This window comes from Brevundimonas sp. FV1ye28 (assembly GCF_058681135.1).
Map to the genome: position 1 here is coordinate 889,354 of NZ_CM178731.1, position 17,423 is coordinate 906,776.

Consider the following 17,423-nt stretch of genomic DNA (forward strand, 5'->3'; position numbering starts at 1 on the left):
CCGAGCTCCGGTCGTCATCAGGCGGGTATTCACTGTTGGGCGGCCCCAGCCTGAGCTTGGGCAGCCTGGGCGAGTTGTTCGGGGCTCGGGGCGGGCGGGGCCGCCGGTGGCGTGACCGATTGGGCCGCGACGATGGCCGGCAGGCCGCCGGCGACGCCGGTGTCGATCATGCCGATGGCGGCCTGGGCGCGCTGACGGATCGAATCGGGCACGTCCTGACCCAGGGTCAGCAGCACCAGGACCTCGCGCGCCTCGGCCGGCTTGTTAAACTGCAGGCGGGCCATGCCCAGAGCTTCCTGCGCGAAAGGCACCAGCGGGCGGCCTTCCTTGGTTAGGGGCTCCAGCTTGGCCTCCAGGTCTTCCAGCGTCGCGCCGTTGTCCATCATCAGCAGGACCGACTTGTAGACGGCCGTGTCGTGCAGGATCGGATCGCCCGAGGCCTTGGCGGCGTCGTCGAGCAGCCGGATCGCGTCGGGAATGCGGTTCGCGGCCACGGCGAGGCCGGCCCGCTGTTGCAGGGCCATGGCCTTGTAGGCGCCGTTGCCCTTGTCGCCGGCCTCGGTGAAGGCGGTCTCCGCCCCGGCCGAGTTGCCGTTCTGAAGGGCTTCGAGACCGCGCTGATAGGCGATCGAACCCGCATGGGCCTGGCTGGTCTGGAAGCTCTGCCAGCCCCACCACGCCAGGGCGGCGATCAGCGCGACCAGCAGGATTCCGCCCGCGATGGGCAACCAGTTGCGCGCCAGGCGCTTGAGGCGTTCGGAGCGGATCTCCTCCTCGACCTCTTCGAAGACATCAGTCACTAGCGGAGCCGCCCCAAGAAAAACGCTGAAAAGCCAATCGGCGCGGACCCTAGAGGGTCGCCATCGCCCTCGCAACGCCTGTTGAAGACAAGACGGGGACTACGGCAGAGCCGGCTTTTTGGAGAAGTAGGTCTCGACTTCGGCAGGAAAACGGCGGGCCTTCACATCGGCCGCATAGGTTTCGACCGCACGGTCGATCTCACCGCGCAGGTCGGCGTACTTCCGCACGAATTTCGGCGTCCAGTCGAACAGCCCAAGCATGTCCGGCGTCACCAGCACCTGACCGTCGCACGCCGCCGAGGCGCCGATGCCGATCGTCGGCTTGGAGATCGCCTCGGTGATCTCGCGCGCCAGCCCCTCGGCCGTCCCTTCGATCACCACCGCAAAGGCGCCGGCATCCGCCGTATCGTGGGCCGATTGCAGGATCCGCGCGTGTTCCGCCGCCTCGCGCCCCTTGGCCTTGAAAGAGCCGTCGATGTTGATCGACTGGGGCAAGAGGCCGACATGCCCCATCACCGGCACGCCCCGCCTGACCAGATATTCGATGGTGGCCGGGACTTCCGGCCCGCTTTCGACCTTCACGGCCTGGGCCCCAGTCTCCTTCAGGATCCGCACGGCATTGGCATAGGCCTGCTCCACCCCGGCCTCATAGCTGCCGAACGGCATGTCGATGACCACCAGGGCCCGCTTAGAACCCCGCATCACCGCCTGCCCGTGCAGGATCATCATCTCCATGGTGACCCCGACGGTGGAGGTCATGCCGTGCACCGCCATCCCCAGGCTGTCTCCGACCAGAAGCACGTCGCAGTGCGCATCCATGATCTCGGCCATTGGGGCGTCATAGGCGGTCAGCATGACGATCGGCTCGCCGCCCTTGCGACCGGTGATCTCCGGCACCGTGATCCGCTTCACGGTTTCCTGTTTCTGGCTCGACATGTCAGCTCCGCTTGTGGCGGCGGAGAGATAGGCGTCCCCATCCCTCCCGTCGACCCGGGATCAGACGTCTTGCGACAGCCTCACCACCCCGGCGGCGGCCAGGGCGATCAGGGCGCCGGCGGCGATCCAGAACATCTGCATCCCCCCCATCGACCCCAGGCTGACGTCCGCCAGACCGAGTTGCGACAGGCCCGAACCCACCGCAGTCTGGACATTGACGCTCGCCGCCTCGAACCCCTGCCCGATCACCCGCCCGGCGACGGGCGCCTGGCTGTCGGACAGGCGCAGGTTCAGGTTCATCGATTCCTTCACCGCGATCACCCCGCCGACCAGACCAGCGACGGTCAGGGCCAGGGTGCGAACCCGGCTGGAGGAATGCAGCTTGGTCTCGACCTCCGCCGCGAACAGGCTCGCATCGGCCATCTGGGGCGAGCGGGCGAACAGCCGCTCGATCATCGGATCGAATTCATCAGCCGACATGGGTCGACCTCCCCGGCTGCCCGACATCCGGCGAAAGCCGGGCGCGGAGTTTATCCAGACCACGTTTGACATGAGACTTCACCGTTCCAAGCGGCAGATTCATGGCCGTGGCGATCTCGGGATGAGACAGCCCCGCGCCATGGCACAGGGACACGCAAAGGCGTTCGGTTTCGCTGAGCGACTTCAACGCCTCGTCCAGATCGACCAGCCCCGCCTGATCCCGCGCCGGGGCGATGTCGTCCTCTCCCGGTTCGATCTCGGCGACATAGCGGGCGTCCCTGGCCTTGCGCTTGAGATACAGGCGCGCGGCGATCCGCTTGACCCAGGCGGCGAAGGTGCCCTCGCCTCTGAACTCGGCGCATTTCTCGAACGCCTGCAGGAAGGCGTCCTGCGCGACATCGTCGGCTTCGGAGCCTTGCGCGCCCATGCGTCGCAGCAGGGATCGCACGGCAGAGCCGTGGCGGCGGACCAGTTCGCCGAACTCTCGACGTCCGCCCGCCGCCGCAAGGGCGGCGAGCTCGACATCGTGTTGGTCCATCAGGGCCTTTGGCATGACAGTTCCCCCTGTCTGTACCCGGGCTCAGTCCTTGTTCTTGTTGAAGAAGCTCAGAACGATGAAGGCCAGACCGATGGTGATCGGGATTGCGGACAGACCCAGCAGGCTGCCGTCGAAGTTGGGGCCGTCGCTCCAGTCGTCGCCGAAGCTGCGCATCTCGTTGATGATGCTGAACCCCGCCATGCCGATACCGACGGCCAGCCAGATGATGCCCCGGCGGATGTCCCGGGTCCGCGACGGGATGTTCTTGGTCGCCTCGGTGCTCAGGGCCTCGATGACCTCGGGCGGCAGGGGCTGGCCCTTGTCGATGGCGGCGCGGACGGTCGCCTGCATCTCGCGACGCTCGCGGCTCTTGAAGTAGGTCGGGCCGACGATGATGGCGGTGATGGTGCCGAAGACGGCGAAGATGGCGAAGATTCCAACGAACTCTTCCATGGGATGTCCCCTCTTTTCGATGATGACCGGAGCCTGATGCCCGGGCCTTCTGATCACAAGAGGCGGCGGCGGCGCCCAACGGATGCGATCACCGACGTGAAATCTTCGTAAGGTGAAGCCTGACGACGTCTGATCTGCCGGCGCCGGACCCTGGCGGGCGTCTCTGCCGTACCCTAGCGTTCCTGCATCCACGGAGATCGCCATGACCGTCCGCCTTGTCGCCCTTGCCGTCTGCGTCCTCCTCGCCGCCGGATGCTCGCCCCGAACCGACGCGATCGACGAAAGCGGGACCGAGGTCGTGCCGCCCGATACCGGACCACAGCCCCTGACGGCCGAGCACATCGCCAATCTGATCGCCGCCGACGGCGCCCAGCATACGGTTCTGGTCCTGACCGGCCCCGCCGATCCGACCGGGTTCGACAAGGTGCTGCAGGGTATCGCGACCGGCGCCCCCGAATGGCTGGCCCTGGTCCCCGCCATCCAGCCCGCGACCGACGGCATGTATGCCGAAGGGCTCCAGGACGCCCTCGCCACCGCCCTGACCCTCAATGCGCCCGGCGTCCTCGCCTTGATGCCGGCGAATGCTGCTCCGGTGTTCGTCTGCACCGCCACGACGCCGCCCGACGCCCGCACGATCGCGTCCCGGGCCGCCCTTCAGGCCGTCGAAGATCCAGCGCTCCAGGCCCGCAAGGCGCGTTGCCTCGCCTACATGGATGCGGACGAGGCTCAGTTGGCGGCGCTCGAAGCCGAGTAGGTCGCCTGTATGGGTGGATGCAAGGTCGCGGAGAAAATGCCATCTAGACCGAAACCAACAGGAGTTCCGCCATGAGCCACGTCACCTATCGGATCGTCGAACACGACGGCGGCTGGGCCTACAAGGTCGGCGACACCTTCTCCGAGACCTTCCCGGATCATGACGCCGCCAAGGCCGCCGCCGTCCGCGCCAGCCGCGAACAGCGCGTCGCCGACCAGACCGCCATGATCGAATACGCCGACTCGACCGGCGCCTGGGTCACCGAACGCGCCGACGGCCACGACCGCCCCGAGACGGACGTCGAGGGGTAAACCTCACTATCTCCCGCTCATCCCCGCGAAAGCGGGGACCCAGTTCTGTGGGCGCTCGGTCGCGGCCCACATTTCACTGACATCAATCCCACGCACCGTGCCCCGCGAAAGCACTGGGTCCCCGCTTTCGCGGGGATGAGCGGAATCGGGGCGTTGAGGATTTATTTCCTACTTATGCCTTGCACCAGCGACCTTGTCGCGCCATCTGCACAGGACGGTCTTTGACACGTCCAACATCCCGTCCACTCGCCGGACCAACTTCATCGGCGCATCCGCCGTCCGCCTCTGATTCTATTGGCATTTTCCGACCTTCGTCCGTTTTGTCCGTTTTGTCAGGGTGTTTTCAGCGGACAAATCTGGACAGAACTTCAGCTCGGGAACGCCGGCTCATAGATCTCCGGCTTGAACCCGACGATCGTCCGGTCGCCGAGGTCCAGCACCGGCCGTTTGATCATCGACGGCTGGGCCAGCATCAGGCCGATGGCCTTTTCCGCGTCCAGCCCCTCCTTGTCCGCCGCATCCAGCGCCCGGAACGTCGTCCCCGCGCGGTTCAGCACGATCTCCCACCCGTGCTCGGCGACCCAGCCTTCCAGCGTGGCCCGGTCGATCCCCGACTTCTTGTAGTCATGGAAGGTGAAGGCGCGCCCGTGCTGATCCAGCCAGACCCGCGCCTTCTTGACCGTATCGCAGTTGGGGATGCCGTAGAGGGTGGGGATCACCGGAACTTCCTCAAACCGCGCGGTCCCATCCGCCCCGCTCCGGCGCGCTTGCCGAGCCAGTCCTTCCAGTCCGGCCAGTTCCGGCGACGTCCGCCGCCATCAACCCACTCGGGGCCCGCCTCGCCGATGAAGACGGCGATGTCGGTCAGTCCGCCCTGCTTGAAAGACTGCAGCTTCACGCCCTTCCCGCGGCCCATCTCGGGCAGTTCCTCGGCCTTGAAGATCAGGGTCTTCAGGTTCTCGCCGATGGTCACGACATGGTCGCCCGTGACCCGGATCGCAGCCAGCAGGTCACCGTTCAGCACCTGTTTCCCGCCCCGCTTCTGGGCCAGCAGTTCGTCCTCGGGCGCGATGAAGCCATATCCGGCCTTGGAGGCCATCAGCAGTTTCGAGCCCGGCTGATGCGCCAGCACCGCGATGATGGCCGCGCTCTCCTCCAGCTCGATCATCAGCCGCAGAGGCTCGCCGTGGCCGCGCCCGGAGGCCAGCTTGTCGGCCCCGACCGTGAACACCCGCCCGTCCGACGCCGCCACCAGCAGCTTGTCGGTCGTGAACCCGGGCACGAGGAAGCCGAGCGAATCGCCCTCCTTGAACTTCAGCTCCGACGGATCCTCGACCTTGCCCTTAACCGCGCGGATCCAGCCGCGCTCGGACAGGATCACCGTGATGGCTTCCTTCGGAATGAAGGCCTCGGCGGGCGTAAAGGCCGATGCGTCCACGGCTTCCGCGATCGTCGTCCGGCGCGGCGAGACCATGGCCTTGCGCGTCGCCTGAAGCTCCTGTCCGATCTTCTTCCACTGTTTGGCGGGCGAGGAGGTCAGCGCCTGCAGGTTCGCAAGTTCCTCGGCCAACGCCTTGTATTCGTTCTCGATCGCCATCTCCTCGATCCGCGCGAGCTGACGCAGACGGGTGTCGAGGATGTAGTCCGCCTGCATCTCCGACAGGCCGAACCGGGCGATCAGCACGGCCTTGGGCGTTTCCTCCTCGCGGACGATCCGAATGACCTCGTCCAGGTTCAGGAAGACGATCCTGAGCCCTTCCAACAGGTGCAGCCGCTTCTCGACCCGCTCGATCCGCCATTGCGAGCGCCGGTTCAGCACCTCGCGCCGATGATCCAGGAAGGCCTGCAGACAGGCTTTCAGCCCCATGACCCGAGGCGTACCGGTCGCATCCAGCACGTTCATGTTGACCGGGAAACGGATCTCCAGGTCCGACAGCCGGAACAGGCTCTCCATCAGGCTGTCGGCGTCGATGTTGCGGCTCTTGGGCTCGATGACGACGCGAATGTCCTCGGCCGACTCGTCGCGGACGTCGCCCAGCAGCGGTGCCTTCTTCTGCTCGATCAGCTCGGCCAGGGCCTCGATCAGCTTGCCCTTCTGGACCTGATATGGAACCTCGGTGATGACGATCTGGTAGCCGCCCCGCTCCAGCGGCTCCCGCTCCCAGCGCGCCCGCAGACGCACCCCGCCCCGCCCCGTCTCATAGGCCTCAAGGATCGAGGCATGCCCCTCGACCGCCACCCCGCCCGTGGGAAAATCCGGCCCCGGAACGATCTCGGCCAGCTCGCCCGTCGTCGCCTCGGGCTTCTCGAGCAGCAGCAGACAGGCGTCGATCAGTTCGCCGACGTTGTGCGGCGGGATCGAGGTCGCCATGCCCACGGCGATCCCCGACGACCCATTGGCCAGCAGGTTCGGGAACCCCGCCGGCAGAACGATCGGCTCCTCATCCTGATCGTCATAGGTGGGCCGGAAGTCCACGGAATCCTGGTCGATTCCGTCCATCAGCAGCACGGCCGCCGCCGTCAGCTTGCACTCGGTGTAGCGCATGGCCGCGGCGTTATCGCCGTCGATATTGCCGAAGTTCCCCTGCCCGTCGACCAGGGGATACCGCTGGGCGAAGTCCTGGGCCAGGCGGACCAGGGCGTCATAGATCGAGGCGTCGCCGTGCGGGTGATAGGTACCCATGACCTCGCCGACGACCTTGGCGCATTTCCGCGCCGCCGCCTGCGGGTTCAGCCGCATCTGGTGCATGGCGAACATGATCCGCCGGTGCACCGGCTTGAACCCGTCGCGCACGTCCGGCAGGGCCCGGTTGGTGATCGTCGACAGGGCGTAGGCGAGGTAACGCCGCGACAGAGCGTCGCTCATCGGCTCGTCGATGATACGGCCGCCTTCGGGCGGAGGGGTGTGGATGGTCATGGGCGGTCGAATCACTCAGGCGAAGGCCGAAGTCTAGCGGCTTCCTCAGTCGAGGGCGCGGAACCAGCGGTCGATCAGCACGGCCTCGGCCCGGCGTGCGGCCGTCCGCTCCTCTGCCTCGGCGTCCACGCCCCACTGACGTTCCTGGAAGGCCTCGTCGATCCGACTGATCTCGAAGGCCTCCTCCCCGGAAAGCGCCCTGCGATGCACCGCCAGCCCCAGGATCGCGCTGCCCAGCAGAGGCACCGCCATGGCCAGGGCCGTCAGCCGGAAGTCGTCGAGCTCCAGCGCCAGCTCCCGCACCGTGGCGATGCTCTCCGGCGATTGTTCGACATGAATGATGCCCGAGGTTTGCTGGACGACGACGCCCAGCTCGCGCTCCGCCCATTCCCGCCACGGGGACCAGGCCTTCGCCTGTTCGGCCACCAGCGGCGTCGGGTGTTCGGCGAGGTAGCAGAGCAGATCCGACCCGACATAGGCCGCGATCTCCTCGGCCACAGGCTCGCGCGTGACGGCGACCCGGTCGATGGCCGTGGCCGCGATCCGCGTCGCCGGCATGGTTCCGGGGTCGAGGAACTCCCCCTGCGCCGCCCATTCGTCGGCGACCATGCGCGCGGCGGCCTCGGTCGGCATCAGGAAGCGATTATGAGCCGGCGTCTTGGGCGCGCGCCCGTCCAGCAGCACGACCCAGCCGCCTGCGTCTTCGGCCGAGACAGACGCCTCCGTCCAGAAGCGCTTCAGACGCTCCTCGGATTCCCGGAACCCCTTGCGGGCGGCGACCATCGGGTCCAGCGGCGGGATGTGGCTCATGCGAAGGCTCGTGCGGCAAAGCGGTGAAGTGCGGCTTCGAGGTCGTCGAAGTCCGTAGCGACGTGAGTGGCCCCGGCGGCGATCTGTTCCTCCGGCGTATGGAAGCCCCAGGCCACGCCTTGCGGCAGGACCCCGGCCGCTACCGCCATGGAGATGTCGTGCGCCGTGTCGCCGATCATGACGGTCGAGGCCGCATCCGCCCCACACGCCGTCATCGCCGCATGCAGCATCGCCGGATCCGGCTTCCCCGGCCCGTCCTCGGCGCAGTGGGACGACACGAAGATCTCCGCCCACCCCGCCCGCGCCAGGTTCCGCGCCACGCCCCGCCGGTTCTGACCCGTCGCCAGCGACAGCCGCCAGCCGTCCTTGTGCAGACGACGCAGGGTCTCCAACGCGCCGGGGTACAACGGCTCCTCGTGACCCGAGGCGTACAGCCGGTTGAAGCTGGCCCGGAAGCCTTCGGTGAAGCGCTCCAGCTCTGCCAGCGTCAGGCCCGGCTCGAGCACCGCCAGCGCATGCGGCAGGCTCAGCCCCACGATCTGGCGCACCCGGTCATATTCAGGATCGGGCAGGCCCAGGTCCCGCGCGGCATCCGTCGCCGCCTGCAGGATGGAGGCGCGACTGTCGACAAGGGTCCCGTCGATATCGAAGACTGCGAGAGGTCGGCTCATCGCTGGCGCTTCACGCCCTCGAACGGATCGTAGTCCGCCTCGCCCTCGTCGAAGCCGAAATGCTGGAAGCCGGCGCGCAGCTCGGCGCTGATCGGTGCCTCGACGATCAGTTTCCCCCCCGCCGGATGATCGAGTTCGATCCGCCGTGCGTGGAGTTGCAGCTTCAGCGGGCCGCTGAGCTCCGTCGATTTGTCGTCGCCGTATTTCGGATCGCCCAGAATGGGATGGCCGATCGCCTTCATGTGCGCGCGCAACTGGTGCGTCCGCCCGGTGAAGGGCCGCAGCGCCATCCAGGACGCCCGCTGGCCCGCGTGGCTGATCAGGGCGAAGGCGGTCTCGGCCGGCTCCGCGCCGTTCTCCTTCGGCTCGGCCGGGCGCATAATCTCGTAGTCGTTGATGCCCGACTTCTTCAGATGCAGGTCGATCTGGCCCGCGTTCGGCTTAGGCATGCCCATGACGATCGCCCAATAGGTCTTCTTGGCCTGACGCCGCGCAAAGGCACCCGCCAGCCGCTTGGCCGCCTCCGGCCCCTTGCCCAGCAACAGGACGCCCGAGGTGTCGCGGTCGAGACGGTGCACCAGACGCGGCCGGTCCATCCCCTCGCCCCAGGCCGAGAGCAACCGGTCGACGTGGCGCGTCGTCTTGGTTCCGCCCTGCACCGCCAGGCCCCAGGGCTTGTTCAGGGCGATGACCAGATCGTCCTCGTAGATGACCATCGACTTGGCGAAGGCGATGTCGGCGGGCGTCAGGGCCATATGCTCGCCGGGCGCGCGGACGATGGGCTCGGGGATCGGCGGCACGCGCACGGCGGCCCCGGCGGTCAGGCGGCCTTCGGGCTTGATGCGGGCACCGTCGACGCGGATCTGGCCGCCGCGCGCCATCTTCTGCACCTGGATGTTCGACAGGTGCGGCCAGCGCCGGCGGAACCAGCGGTCCAGCCGGATGCCGTCCTCGGCCTCGGCGACATAGAGAATCTGGGCCTCGCGGGCGCCGACGGGCCCCTTGGGCGCGGGCGCTTCGGGTGCGGTCTCGTTGGGGTCGTAGCTCACAGCACGTCTCCGAATGCGCGGCGGGCCAGCATCAGTCCGGCCATCAGGGCCGCGACGGCCAACACCACTGACAGCAGGACATAGGCGCCCGCCAGACCGTAGTCTCGTCGTTCGATCATCAGCACCGTCTCCAGCGAGAAGGCCGAAAAGGTGGTGAAGCCGCCGAGCAGGCCGACCGCTGCGAAGACGCGCACCGTCTCCTGCCCCGCGCCGACCTTCAGGCCCATCCAGCCGACCAGCAAACCCATGGCCAGGCCGCCGACGACATTGACCGTCAGCGTGCCCCAAGGCCAGATCGAGGCGGGAAACAGGCGCGCGGCGCCCAGTCCCACGCCGTAGCGCGCCATGGAGCCAAGCGCTCCGCCAAGGGCGACCAGCAGAAATCTTGTCATGATCGGGGCCTTATAGCGCGCCGCGCGCCTGCGTCACCTGACCGAAACTTCACTTGCCGCGCGACAGGGTTAACGGCGATACCCAAGCTTCGCGTTGTGAGAGAACCCCGTCGGTCCGGCGGCGGGTTCTGACATACTGCCGGGCTGACTTCCCTGAGGTTCGACCGACCGCCATGTCGCATGACGATCAAACGCCCCACGCCGGGCCCAATCTGACGATCCCGGTTTCGTCCGCCGCCCCGCCTCCGGGCGCGGCCGACATTCCCGATCGCCCCGTCCCCGCCGCAACTCCCCCGGCCCAGCCCCAGCCCACGGTCTCGGACGACGGCATCCTGAGGCCGATCCAGGAGAGCGACTATTTCACCATGGATCCGGAGGCCATCCGGATCATCTCGGCCAATATCGACCAGTATTTCAATCAGGCATTGGATATCTTCCCGTTCTGGGAGACCGAGAACAAGCCGGACCGCTTCCACGTCCTGTTCAACCGCCAGATCGAGGAACGCTTCCCCGCCGACGCCGACATTCGGGGCCGTATACACGGCTACGGCCGGCGAGTGTTCAACGCCCTGCGGGTGCATGTCATCACAAAGCGGCTGACCCAGCTCGCGGCCCTGGTGGGGTTTGCGACCATGGCGATCCTTGGGCCTGGCCTGTTCGCTGAATGGACCGGGGGGCAGCCACAAGGGCTGGGGCTCGCGGTCTTGGGCATGCTGATCACGGCCGGCCTTTTCTACGGCGTCTCGGCGATCCTGTTCGTCCAGTATCGGTTCCGTCTGGAGAACGATTCCTACGAACTGTCGCGCGAAGTCGTTCAGAGGACGCGCGAACTCCAGAATCTGTTCACCAACGCCCGCGCCCTATCGGATCAGGCCGAGACCCAGTTTCAGATGGACGGCAAGGGATGGGGCCAGCGCGCCCAGTTCCTGACCCGGCTGGTTCTCTGGATCGGTTCGCGCATGGAATACCTGGAGAAATTCGCCCAGATGGAGCTCTGGCGGGTGCGTCGCGAACGGTACTGGATGCGCTGGGTCGGGCGTATCACCACGCCCTTCGTGCTGCTGGTCTGGCTGGCCGTCTTCGCCTTCTGGCCGGCCCCCGCCGCGAACGAGGCCGGGTTCCGGGTACTACAGTTGATCGCCGTGGCTCTGGCCGTGCTGGTGTCCTGGCTGTCCTACTACCGCTGGCAGACGCCGACGGCTGCCGTGAAGGACAAGCTGGGCGTCGACGGGTGGGTCCGCTACGCCTCGCTGGACGTCGACAACACGATCGGCGATCAGGTTCGGCGCGACAAAGAACGCCTCGTCGAATACCGCGCCCTCACTCGCGGCCGCTGAGCGCGTAACGAACCTCTCGCGCCTCATAGGCCTCGCCCCGATCGGGACGAGCGCCTCGGCCCAGTCGGACTTCGAGCACGGTGGAGGTCGGAGACGGACCCTGGAAGTTCAGACCCACACCGACCCCGACGCCGGATGAGGAATAGCTACGGCCGCCGTAGCGGGTCGATCCGCCGCCGTAGCCGACCGAGACGCTCGGACGGAACCCGCCCGCGCTGTCCGGACGGCCATCGACATAGCGCTGGGTGACCTCGAACCAATCGTAGCCCTGGTCAATCGTCAGATCGGCGGCGCGCAGCAGGGCCATGTCCGCGACCGGGCCGGGAGCGCCCACGCCGTTGTAGGTCACGCGGTAGCGATCGCTCTCGATCCGTTGTTCCGAATAGCCCTGCCCGTTCGGTCCACGCTGGGGGCCATAGGGGGCGAGACTGGCGCAGGCACCGAGGCTGAGGGCTGCGGCGGCGATGACGAGGGTGCGGATCATGGGTCGTCCTTTCGTCGGTTAAGCGCTGTGGGCGTCCAAGGCGTTCCCTCAGGGAGAACGACGGCGGGCTCCCCTCGCAATCCGCCTTGCCCAGCGCTACATCCGCTCAACGTCATCGTGAGAGCCATCCCATGTCCGATCCCGTCGTCATCGTCGCCTTCGCCCGCACGCCCATGGGCGGCTTCCAGGGGGCGTTCAACGGCGTGAAGGCGACCGAGCTGGGCGCTACGGCCGTCAAGGCGGCGGTCGAGCGGTCGGGCGTCTCGCCGGACAAGATCGAGCAGATCTACATGGGCTGCGTCCTGCCCGCCGGGCTCGGCCAGGCCCCGGCGCGTCAGGCGGCCATCGGCGCCGGCCTCGGCCAGCATGTCGAGGCGACGACCGTGAACAAGATGTGCGGCTCGGGCCTTCAGGCCGTGATGATGGCCTCCGACAGCCTCGCGGCGGGCAGCGCCGACATCATCGTGGCGGGCGGCATGGAGTCGATGACCGGCGCTCCCTACCTGATGAACAAGCACCGCGGCGGCGCGCGCATCGGCCACGATGTCATCGTCGACAGCATGTACATGGACGGGCTGGAGGACGCCTATACGCCCGGCAAGCTGATGGGGAATTTCGCCGAGGACTCGGCCCAGACCTATCAGTTCACGCGCGAGCAGCAGGACGCCTACGCTCTGGAAAGCCTCAGCCGCGCCCGCGCCGCCATCGCGAATGGATCCTTCGCCGCCGAGATCACCCCGGTCGAAGTCACCGGGCGCAAGGGGACCGTCACGGTCACCGAGGACGAACAGCCCGGCAAGGCCATGCCGGAGAAGATCCCGACGCTGAAGCCCGCCTTCTCCAAGGACGGCACCATCACCGCCGCCAACGCCTCGTCGATCTCGGACGGCGCCGCCTCCCTGGTCATGACGCGTGAAAGCGTCGCCAAGGCGCTGAACCTGCCGATCGTCGCACGCATCGTCTCCCACGCCGCCCACGCCCATGAGCCCGGCCTCTTCACCACCGCGCCGGTCCCGGCGATGCGGAAGGCGCTGAAGAAGGCCGGCTGGTCCGTCGAGGACGTCGACCTTTGGGAGATCAACGAAGCCTTCGCCGTCGTCCCCATGATCGCCATGCAGGAGATGGGCATCGACCACGCCAGGCTGAACGTGAACGGAGGCGCGACGGCGCTCGGTCACCCCATCGGCGCGTCGGGCGCGCGGGTGCTGACGACTCTTATCTCGGCGCTGCAGAACCGGGGCAAATCCAAGGGGATGGCGTCCCTGTGCATCGGCGGTGGCGAGGCCGTGGCGCTCGCGGTCGAGCTGGTCTGATGACCGATCTGAGCCGTCGTTCCCTTCTCGGCGCGGCGGCTGTGACCGCCGCCTCCACCGGCGTTTCAGGAACCGCCATAGCCCAGACTGTCGCCCCCGCCGACCCGACCGAGGTCGTGCATCTGTGGCCCAAGGGCGCGCCCGGCGGCGAGAACGTCACCGTCACCCCGATCGTACCCGAGCGCTCGACGGATCCGGCCTTCCATGACCGCTTCGCCCAGTACACGACCGACCCGATTCTGACCGTCATGCGGCCCGAGCGGCCCAATGGCGCGGCGCTGCTACTGATTCCCGGCGGAGGCTACCGCTGGGCCGTGCTGGACAAGGAGGGTTTCGACGTCGCCCGGGTCTTCGCGGCGGCCGGCGTGACCTGTTTCATCCTGCGCTATCGCCTGCCCGCCGACGGCTGGACCGCAGGGCCGAACGCGCCCTTGCAGGACGCCCAGCGCGCGCTGCGCCTGATCCGCGCTCACGCTTACGACTACGGCGTCGACCCGGCCCGGATCGCCAGCCTGGGCGCATCGGCAGGCGGTCACCTCGCCGGCCTGCTCGCCGCGCGGTCGGACGCGACCTATGAACCTGTCGACGCGGCCGACGAGGCCTCGCACCGGCCCGACCTGAACATCCTGCTCTATCCCGTCGCGACCCTGGCCGACCCCTTCGCCCACAAGGGATCGCGCGAGCACCTGCTCGGCCTCTCCCCCACGCCTGAACAGATCAGCGCGTGGTCGCTCGACAGGATGGACTGGACCGGCGTAGGCCCCACCGTTCTGATCCATGCCCTCGACGACGCCAGCGTGCCGCCCGAGAACAGCCTGCAACTGCTGACCGCCCTTCGTGCCGCAGCTGTGGTGTCGGAGGCCCATCTGTTCCAGGAAGGCGGCCACGGCTTCGGCATCCGTCTGATCGCGGGAAAACCTGCCGCCGTGTGGCCGGAACTGGTCTTGGCCTTTGGCCGCCGCAACGGCTGGCTTACCGCTTAACCGCGCGATCCACAGGCTTCGACGGCGTCTGCGAGGGACGCGACTTCGCCTCCCGCATCAGGCGGACAAGGACTTGAGGGCCTGTCGACAGAACGATCACGAGCGCACCTGCGTTTGATAGTCGTTCGCAAGATTGCTTGGTCTTTCGCGCCGTGGCAAGCCGGTTTGCGGCGGCTTTTGACTGGATCACGACAATGCGAAGCGACGGAAAACTCGACTATCTCGAGCTGCCCTCTACCGGCCTGCCCGAGACCAAAGCCTTCTATGAGGCCGCGTTCGACTGGACCTTCCAGGATTATGGCCCCACCTATGCGGCCTTCGACCAGGGCCTGGACGGCGGCTTCGACGCCGACACGGACGACCGGCCGAAAGCTCCCCTCCCCGTCCTCTATGCGCACGACCTCCCTGCCATGCTGGCCAAGGTCGAGGCGGCCGGCGGGACCGTCCTCAAGCCGATCTTCGACTTCCCCGGCGGCCGGCGTTTTCACTTCCGCGACCCATCCGGCAACGAACTGGCGGTCTGGTCCGAAGCTTAGCGTGGGTCGATCGACTGGCCGATCTGTTCGGCCAAGGCTCGGTCGGCGCCTTCCACGCTTGTGATCCACACATGGATCTCGGCCGGCGCGGTCGTGCGGGTGAACAGGTGCTCCAGCGCGACGCGGCGGCCGTCTTCGGTGGCGACGACTGAGGCGCGGCCGGTCGTCTCGACCATCTGGCCAGAGTAGATCGGGAACTGCGACGCCGGCCCGGCATAGACCATGACCAGAGGCTGCTGGCCGCGCCGGATCGTCCAGATGTTGAAGTTCGGCCCCGGACGACCGGTCGTGACTGTGAGCCCGGCGGGCAGGTCGACGGTGAACGGCAGGGCGCGGATCGCCGGCGCGTCCAGCACGGTCATGGCGGCCACAGGCGGCTCGGCGATCACAGGTCTCGGGGCGGCGGCGACCGGGGCCGGCGTCGTCGGGCGCGGCGCAGGCGTCGGACTCGCCCTTACAGGCGTCGTCGCAGGCGCGGCCATGGTCGGCGCTGGAATAGTCGTCCGGGGCGCCGCAGCCGGCGCGGGCGTGGTCGTGCGCGGCGTGACGCTGGTGGGCGCGGGCGTAGCCGGACGCGGCGCGGCTGTCACAGGCGCCGCGGTCAAGGGAGGCGGTGTCGCCAGAGGCTGGGTCCGGGGTGGGTTGGCGACGGCGGGCGGCGTGATCGGGGCAGTCCTCGGCGGGGTCGCCACCGGAGCCGACGGGATCGGTGCCGTTCGGGCAGGAGAAGGCGCAATGAAGCCTGGCGGCATCGTCCTTGTCGGGGCCACGGTCGCCGGTTCACGGGGCGGAGCCGCAACGGCACCTGCGGGCGGCGCCGCGTTCAGGCTGCGGGTCAGGGCGCTGCCCGTGGAGGGCGCGGCCTGGGTTTGGGCGATCACGGCAGCGGCGAGAATAAGTAGGTGCGACATGTCGGGAACATCGCCTTTCGGTCCTCCGACGGCAAGCGTCAGGCGGCGTGCAGTTCGATCCAGAAGACGGCGCCCTCGCCCGCGACCGAGTCCACCCCGATCGATCCGCCCTGCAGTTCGACCAGACGCTTGGCCAGGGCCAGACCTATCCCGTGGCCCTCCACAGCGGAGCGTTCCAGCCCCAGTCGGTTGAACGGTTCGAACAATTGGGCCTGCTTCTCAGGCGAAAGGCCGGGGCCTTTGTCGATCACCTCGATGCGGACGCCGTCATGCACACGCCTCGCGCGGAAGGTGACCTCGCCGCCGCCCGCTCCATATTTCACGGCGTTGGTCGCCAGGTTATCGATAACCTGGGCCAGACGCTGCGAATCGGCCAGGGCCACCAGACCGTCACCCTCGCAGATGACTTTCAGAGAAAGCATCCGGGCTTCCGGACGCATGGCCGTGGCGCGTCGGATGTCTTCGAGGATGCCCGGGATGTCGGTGGGCCGCATCTCCACCTTCACCGCGCCTGATTCGGCACGTGCGACGTCCAGAAGGTCGTGGGACAGGGCCTCGACCTGGCGCGCGGTCTTGACCAGCATCGCCGCCATCTCGGCCTGCGTCTCGGTGACCGGGCCCAGCTGGCCGCTGGCCCACAGGTCGCCGATGCCGATGACCCCGCCGATGGGGCTCTTGATCTCATGGGCGACATTGGCGAGCAGGCGCGACTTGGCGGCCGAGGCCTTCTCGGCGCGGAGTTGTCCCGCCTTGGCGCGCGCCGACAGCCGATCGCGTTCCTCCAGCAAGGAGGCGACCAGCAGGATGGGCAGATAACCGAACAGGATGGTCAGTTGCAGCAGCATGGCCCGCTCGGCCCGGTCGCCGATCACCAGATGCCAGGGGCCTACCCCCATCATCATCGAGGAGAGCGACATGACCGAAATCACCACCAGGGCCGCCGTCACGCCCAGGACCTTCAGTCGCACGGCGATGATGATCAGCAGGGGCACCATGACGAAACCCAGCGGCATGGCGACAAGCCAGTAGGTGATGATGCAGACGGCGAAGATCAGGCCGAACAGCAGGACGGTCTCGACCGCTCGCCACGGATTGAACATTGCACGCACGGCTCGCATGTCGAGCGACAGGACAAAGGGGCTGATCACAGCCAGTCCCAGAGCATGCCCGAACCACCAGGTCTGGAAGGTCTCCAGGAAGGGCGACCCGCGCAGCGTGAACTGCAGGACGGCGATAAACAGACCGGCCAGCGCCGGCGCCACCACGGCGACGCACAGTATGAAGCGGCAGGCCCCCTCCACGCTGGCCAGGTTCAGCGTCGGGGCGAAGCGTCGAGCCAGCAGCACCGCCAGCACGATTTCGATCATGTTGGCCAGGGTGAAGATGGCCGACATCATCGGCGTGTTCCCGGCCAGGAACTGTCCCGCCAGAATGCCCAGCGCCATCAGGGCACCAAAACTGAGATCGTAGCCGAAGCCACGACCGCTCCTCAGCCACATGGCGGCGGCCAGGCCGTTCGCCGCCCAAAGGGCCGCGATCATGTCGGAGGTCCTCGCCGTGGTGATGGCGGCGAAGGCCAGGATCATCACACCCAGAACCGTCAGCATGGGTGCCAGGGGCTGCGCGAACAGTCCAGCCGCCGTCGAGGTGCGGATCGCGCGACCAGGCGTGCCGGGTCCCTCCAGGACCTCCGCATCGGTCGCGGTCATCGCGCGGCTTTGGAACATGTGGAGCGACTCAGGTCAGGG

20 protein-coding genes are annotated in these 17,423 nt (G+C 67.6%); 6 read left to right on the forward strand and 14 right to left on the reverse strand.

Features of this window, described 5'->3' with window-relative positions; all coding sequences use genetic code 11:
• Positions 1-29: 29 nt before the first annotated feature.
• The 5 genes from ACW171_RS04535 to ACW171_RS04555 form a co-directional block, all read right to left on the reverse strand.
• Positions 30-800 carry a tetratricopeptide repeat protein gene (locus tag ACW171_RS04535; protein ID WP_492095908.1) on the reverse strand — a complete coding sequence of 257 codons (771 nt, stop codon included), beginning with the start codon at positions 798-800 and terminating at the stop codon, positions 30-32.
• A 99-nt stretch (positions 801-899) separates the two neighbouring features.
• Positions 900-1,736 carry a 3-methyl-2-oxobutanoate hydroxymethyltransferase gene (panB, locus tag ACW171_RS04540; protein WP_492095909.1) on the reverse strand — a complete coding sequence of 279 codons (837 nt, stop codon included), beginning with the start codon at positions 1,734-1,736 and terminating at the stop codon, positions 900-902.
• 60 nt (positions 1,737-1,796) lie between these two features.
• The gene (locus ACW171_RS04545; protein ID WP_492095910.1) at positions 1,797-2,216 is read right to left on the reverse strand and encodes a hypothetical protein; all 420 of its coding nucleotides are present in this window, start codon (positions 2,214-2,216) and stop codon (positions 1,797-1,799) included.
• Positions 2,206-2,769, reverse strand: coding sequence for an RNA polymerase sigma factor (locus ACW171_RS04550; RefSeq protein WP_492095911.1), 564 nt, complete (start codon positions 2,767-2,769; stop codon positions 2,206-2,208). The genes ACW171_RS04545 and ACW171_RS04550 overlap by 11 nt, the downstream gene beginning before the upstream one ends.
• A 27-nt stretch (positions 2,770-2,796) precedes the next feature.
• Complete coding sequence (locus ACW171_RS04555; RefSeq protein ID WP_492095912.1) at positions 2,797-3,207, reverse strand: DUF6249 domain-containing protein; 411 nt, start codon at positions 3,205-3,207, stop codon at positions 2,797-2,799.
• 202 nt (positions 3,208-3,409) lie between these two features.
• Between ACW171_RS04555 and ACW171_RS04560 the strand changes: the two genes are divergently transcribed.
• The gene (locus ACW171_RS04560) at positions 3,410-3,961 is read left to right on the forward strand and encodes a hypothetical protein (protein ID WP_492095913.1); all 552 of its coding nucleotides are present in this window, start codon (positions 3,410-3,412) and stop codon (positions 3,959-3,961) included.
• 71 nt (positions 3,962-4,032) lie between these two features.
• On the forward strand, positions 4,033-4,272 hold the full coding sequence (locus tag ACW171_RS04565; protein ID WP_492095914.1) for a hypothetical protein: 240 nt from the start codon (positions 4,033-4,035) through the stop codon (positions 4,270-4,272).
• Between the two features lie 368 nt (positions 4,273-4,640).
• Here the strand turns inward: ACW171_RS04565 and ACW171_RS04570 are convergent, their stop codons facing one another.
• Genes ACW171_RS04570 through crcB form a run of 6 tightly spaced genes read right to left on the reverse strand, consistent with a single transcriptional unit; the run spans position 4,641 to position 10,111 of the window.
• On the reverse strand, positions 4,641-4,991 hold the full coding sequence (locus ACW171_RS04570) for an arsenate reductase (protein WP_492095915.1): 351 nt from the start codon (positions 4,989-4,991) through the stop codon (positions 4,641-4,643).
• Positions 4,988-7,189 (reverse strand): DNA topoisomerase IV subunit A, encoded by a 2,202-nt coding sequence (gene parC, locus ACW171_RS04575; protein ID WP_492095916.1) that lies wholly within the window; start codon positions 7,187-7,189, stop codon positions 4,988-4,990. Before parC ends, ACW171_RS04570 begins: the two co-directional genes overlap by 4 nt.
• A 45-nt stretch (positions 7,190-7,234) precedes the next feature.
• Positions 7,235-7,999, reverse strand: a complete 765-nt coding sequence (locus ACW171_RS04580) for an ATP12 family chaperone protein (protein WP_492095917.1) — start codon at positions 7,997-7,999, stop codon at positions 7,235-7,237.
• Positions 7,996-8,670 (reverse strand): HAD-IA family hydrolase, encoded by a 675-nt coding sequence (locus tag ACW171_RS04585; RefSeq protein ID WP_492095918.1) that lies wholly within the window; start codon positions 8,668-8,670, stop codon positions 7,996-7,998. The genes ACW171_RS04580 and ACW171_RS04585 overlap by 4 nt, the downstream gene beginning before the upstream one ends.
• Positions 8,667-9,719 (reverse strand): RluA family pseudouridine synthase, encoded by a 1,053-nt coding sequence (locus tag ACW171_RS04590; protein WP_492095919.1) that lies wholly within the window; start codon positions 9,717-9,719, stop codon positions 8,667-8,669. The genes ACW171_RS04585 and ACW171_RS04590 overlap by 4 nt, the downstream gene beginning before the upstream one ends.
• On the reverse strand, positions 9,716-10,111 hold the full coding sequence (gene crcB, locus ACW171_RS04595) for a fluoride efflux transporter CrcB (protein WP_492095920.1): 396 nt from the start codon (positions 10,109-10,111) through the stop codon (positions 9,716-9,718). Before crcB ends, ACW171_RS04590 begins: the two co-directional genes overlap by 4 nt.
• A 173-nt stretch (positions 10,112-10,284) precedes the next feature.
• On the opposite strand from crcB, the gene ACW171_RS04600 reads away from it, so the two are divergent.
• Complete coding sequence (locus ACW171_RS04600; RefSeq protein ID WP_492095921.1) at positions 10,285-11,448, forward strand: hypothetical protein; 1,164 nt, start codon at positions 10,285-10,287, stop codon at positions 11,446-11,448.
• Here the strand turns inward: ACW171_RS04600 and ACW171_RS04605 are convergent.
• The gene (locus ACW171_RS04605) at positions 11,432-11,932 is read right to left on the reverse strand and encodes a CC0125/CC1285 family lipoprotein (protein ID WP_492095922.1); all 501 of its coding nucleotides are present in this window, start codon (positions 11,930-11,932) and stop codon (positions 11,432-11,434) included. The genes ACW171_RS04600 and ACW171_RS04605 overlap by 17 nt on opposite strands.
• 131 nt (positions 11,933-12,063) lie before the next feature.
• Between ACW171_RS04605 and ACW171_RS04610 the strand changes: the two genes are divergently transcribed.
• From ACW171_RS04610 to ACW171_RS04620, 3 genes are all read left to right on the forward strand, one after another.
• Complete coding sequence (locus ACW171_RS04610) at positions 12,064-13,245, forward strand: thiolase family protein (protein WP_492095923.1); 1,182 nt, start codon at positions 12,064-12,066, stop codon at positions 13,243-13,245.
• Complete coding sequence (locus ACW171_RS04615; protein WP_492095924.1) at positions 13,245-14,228, forward strand: alpha/beta hydrolase; 984 nt, start codon at positions 13,245-13,247, stop codon at positions 14,226-14,228. The genes ACW171_RS04610 and ACW171_RS04615 overlap by 1 nt, the downstream gene beginning before the upstream one ends.
• Before the next feature lie 194 nt (positions 14,229-14,422).
• Positions 14,423-14,764 (forward strand): VOC family protein, encoded by a 342-nt coding sequence (locus ACW171_RS04620; RefSeq protein ID WP_492095925.1) that lies wholly within the window; start codon positions 14,423-14,425, stop codon positions 14,762-14,764.
• Here the strand turns inward: ACW171_RS04620 and ACW171_RS04625 are convergent.
• Both ACW171_RS04625 and ACW171_RS04630 read right to left on the reverse strand, forming a co-directional pair.
• Positions 14,761-15,675: a hypothetical protein gene (locus ACW171_RS04625; RefSeq protein ID WP_492095926.1), complete on the reverse strand. Its 915-nt coding sequence runs from the start codon at positions 15,673-15,675 to the stop codon at positions 14,761-14,763. The genes ACW171_RS04620 and ACW171_RS04625 overlap by 4 nt on opposite strands.
• 38 nt (positions 15,676-15,713) lie before the next feature.
• On the reverse strand, positions 15,714-17,384 hold the full coding sequence (locus ACW171_RS04630; RefSeq protein WP_492095927.1) for a sensor histidine kinase: 1,671 nt from the start codon (positions 17,382-17,384) through the stop codon (positions 15,714-15,716).
• Positions 17,385-17,423 lie beyond the last annotated feature (39 nt).

Coding starts and splice junctions, on each gene's coding strand:
- panB (WP_492095909.1), bottom strand. CDS start 1,736: ATGTCGAGCCAGAAACAGGAAACCGTGAAGCGGATCACGGTGCCGGAG.
- ACW171_RS04545 (WP_492095910.1), bottom strand. CDS start 2,216: ATGTCGGCTGATGAATTCGATCCGATGATCGAGCGGCTGTTCGCCCGC.
- ACW171_RS04550 (WP_492095911.1), bottom strand. CDS start 2,769: ATGCCAAAGGCCCTGATGGACCAACACGATGTCGAGCTCGCCGCCCTT.
- ACW171_RS04555 (WP_492095912.1), bottom strand. CDS start 3,207: ATGGAAGAGTTCGTTGGAATCTTCGCCATCTTCGCCGTCTTCGGCACC.
- ACW171_RS04560 (WP_492095913.1), top strand. CDS start 3,410: ATGACCGTCCGCCTTGTCGCCCTTGCCGTCTGCGTCCTCCTCGCCGCC.
- ACW171_RS04565 (WP_492095914.1), top strand. CDS start 4,033: ATGAGCCACGTCACCTATCGGATCGTCGAACACGACGGCGGCTGGGCC.
- parC (WP_492095916.1), bottom strand. CDS start 7,189: ATGACCATCCACACCCCTCCGCCCGAAGGCGGCCGTATCATCGACGAG.
- ACW171_RS04580 (WP_492095917.1), bottom strand. CDS start 7,999: ATGAGCCACATCCCGCCGCTGGACCCGATGGTCGCCGCCCGCAAGGGG.
- ACW171_RS04585 (WP_492095918.1), bottom strand. CDS start 8,670: ATGAGCCGACCTCTCGCAGTCTTCGATATCGACGGGACCCTTGTCGAC.
- crcB (WP_492095920.1), bottom strand. CDS start 10,111: ATGACAAGATTTCTGCTGGTCGCCCTTGGCGGAGCGCTTGGCTCCATG.
- ACW171_RS04600 (WP_492095921.1), top strand. CDS start 10,285: ATGTCGCATGACGATCAAACGCCCCACGCCGGGCCCAATCTGACGATC.
- ACW171_RS04605 (WP_492095922.1), bottom strand. CDS start 11,932: ATGATCCGCACCCTCGTCATCGCCGCCGCAGCCCTCAGCCTCGGTGCC.
- ACW171_RS04610 (WP_492095923.1), top strand. CDS start 12,064: ATGTCCGATCCCGTCGTCATCGTCGCCTTCGCCCGCACGCCCATGGGC.
- ACW171_RS04615 (WP_492095924.1), top strand. CDS start 13,245: ATGACCGATCTGAGCCGTCGTTCCCTTCTCGGCGCGGCGGCTGTGACC.
- ACW171_RS04620 (WP_492095925.1), top strand. CDS start 14,423: ATGCGAAGCGACGGAAAACTCGACTATCTCGAGCTGCCCTCTACCGGC.
- ACW171_RS04625 (WP_492095926.1), bottom strand. CDS start 15,675: ATGTCGCACCTACTTATTCTCGCCGCTGCCGTGATCGCCCAAACCCAG.
- ACW171_RS04630 (WP_492095927.1), bottom strand. CDS start 17,384: ATGACCGCGACCGATGCGGAGGTCCTGGAGGGACCCGGCACGCCTGGT.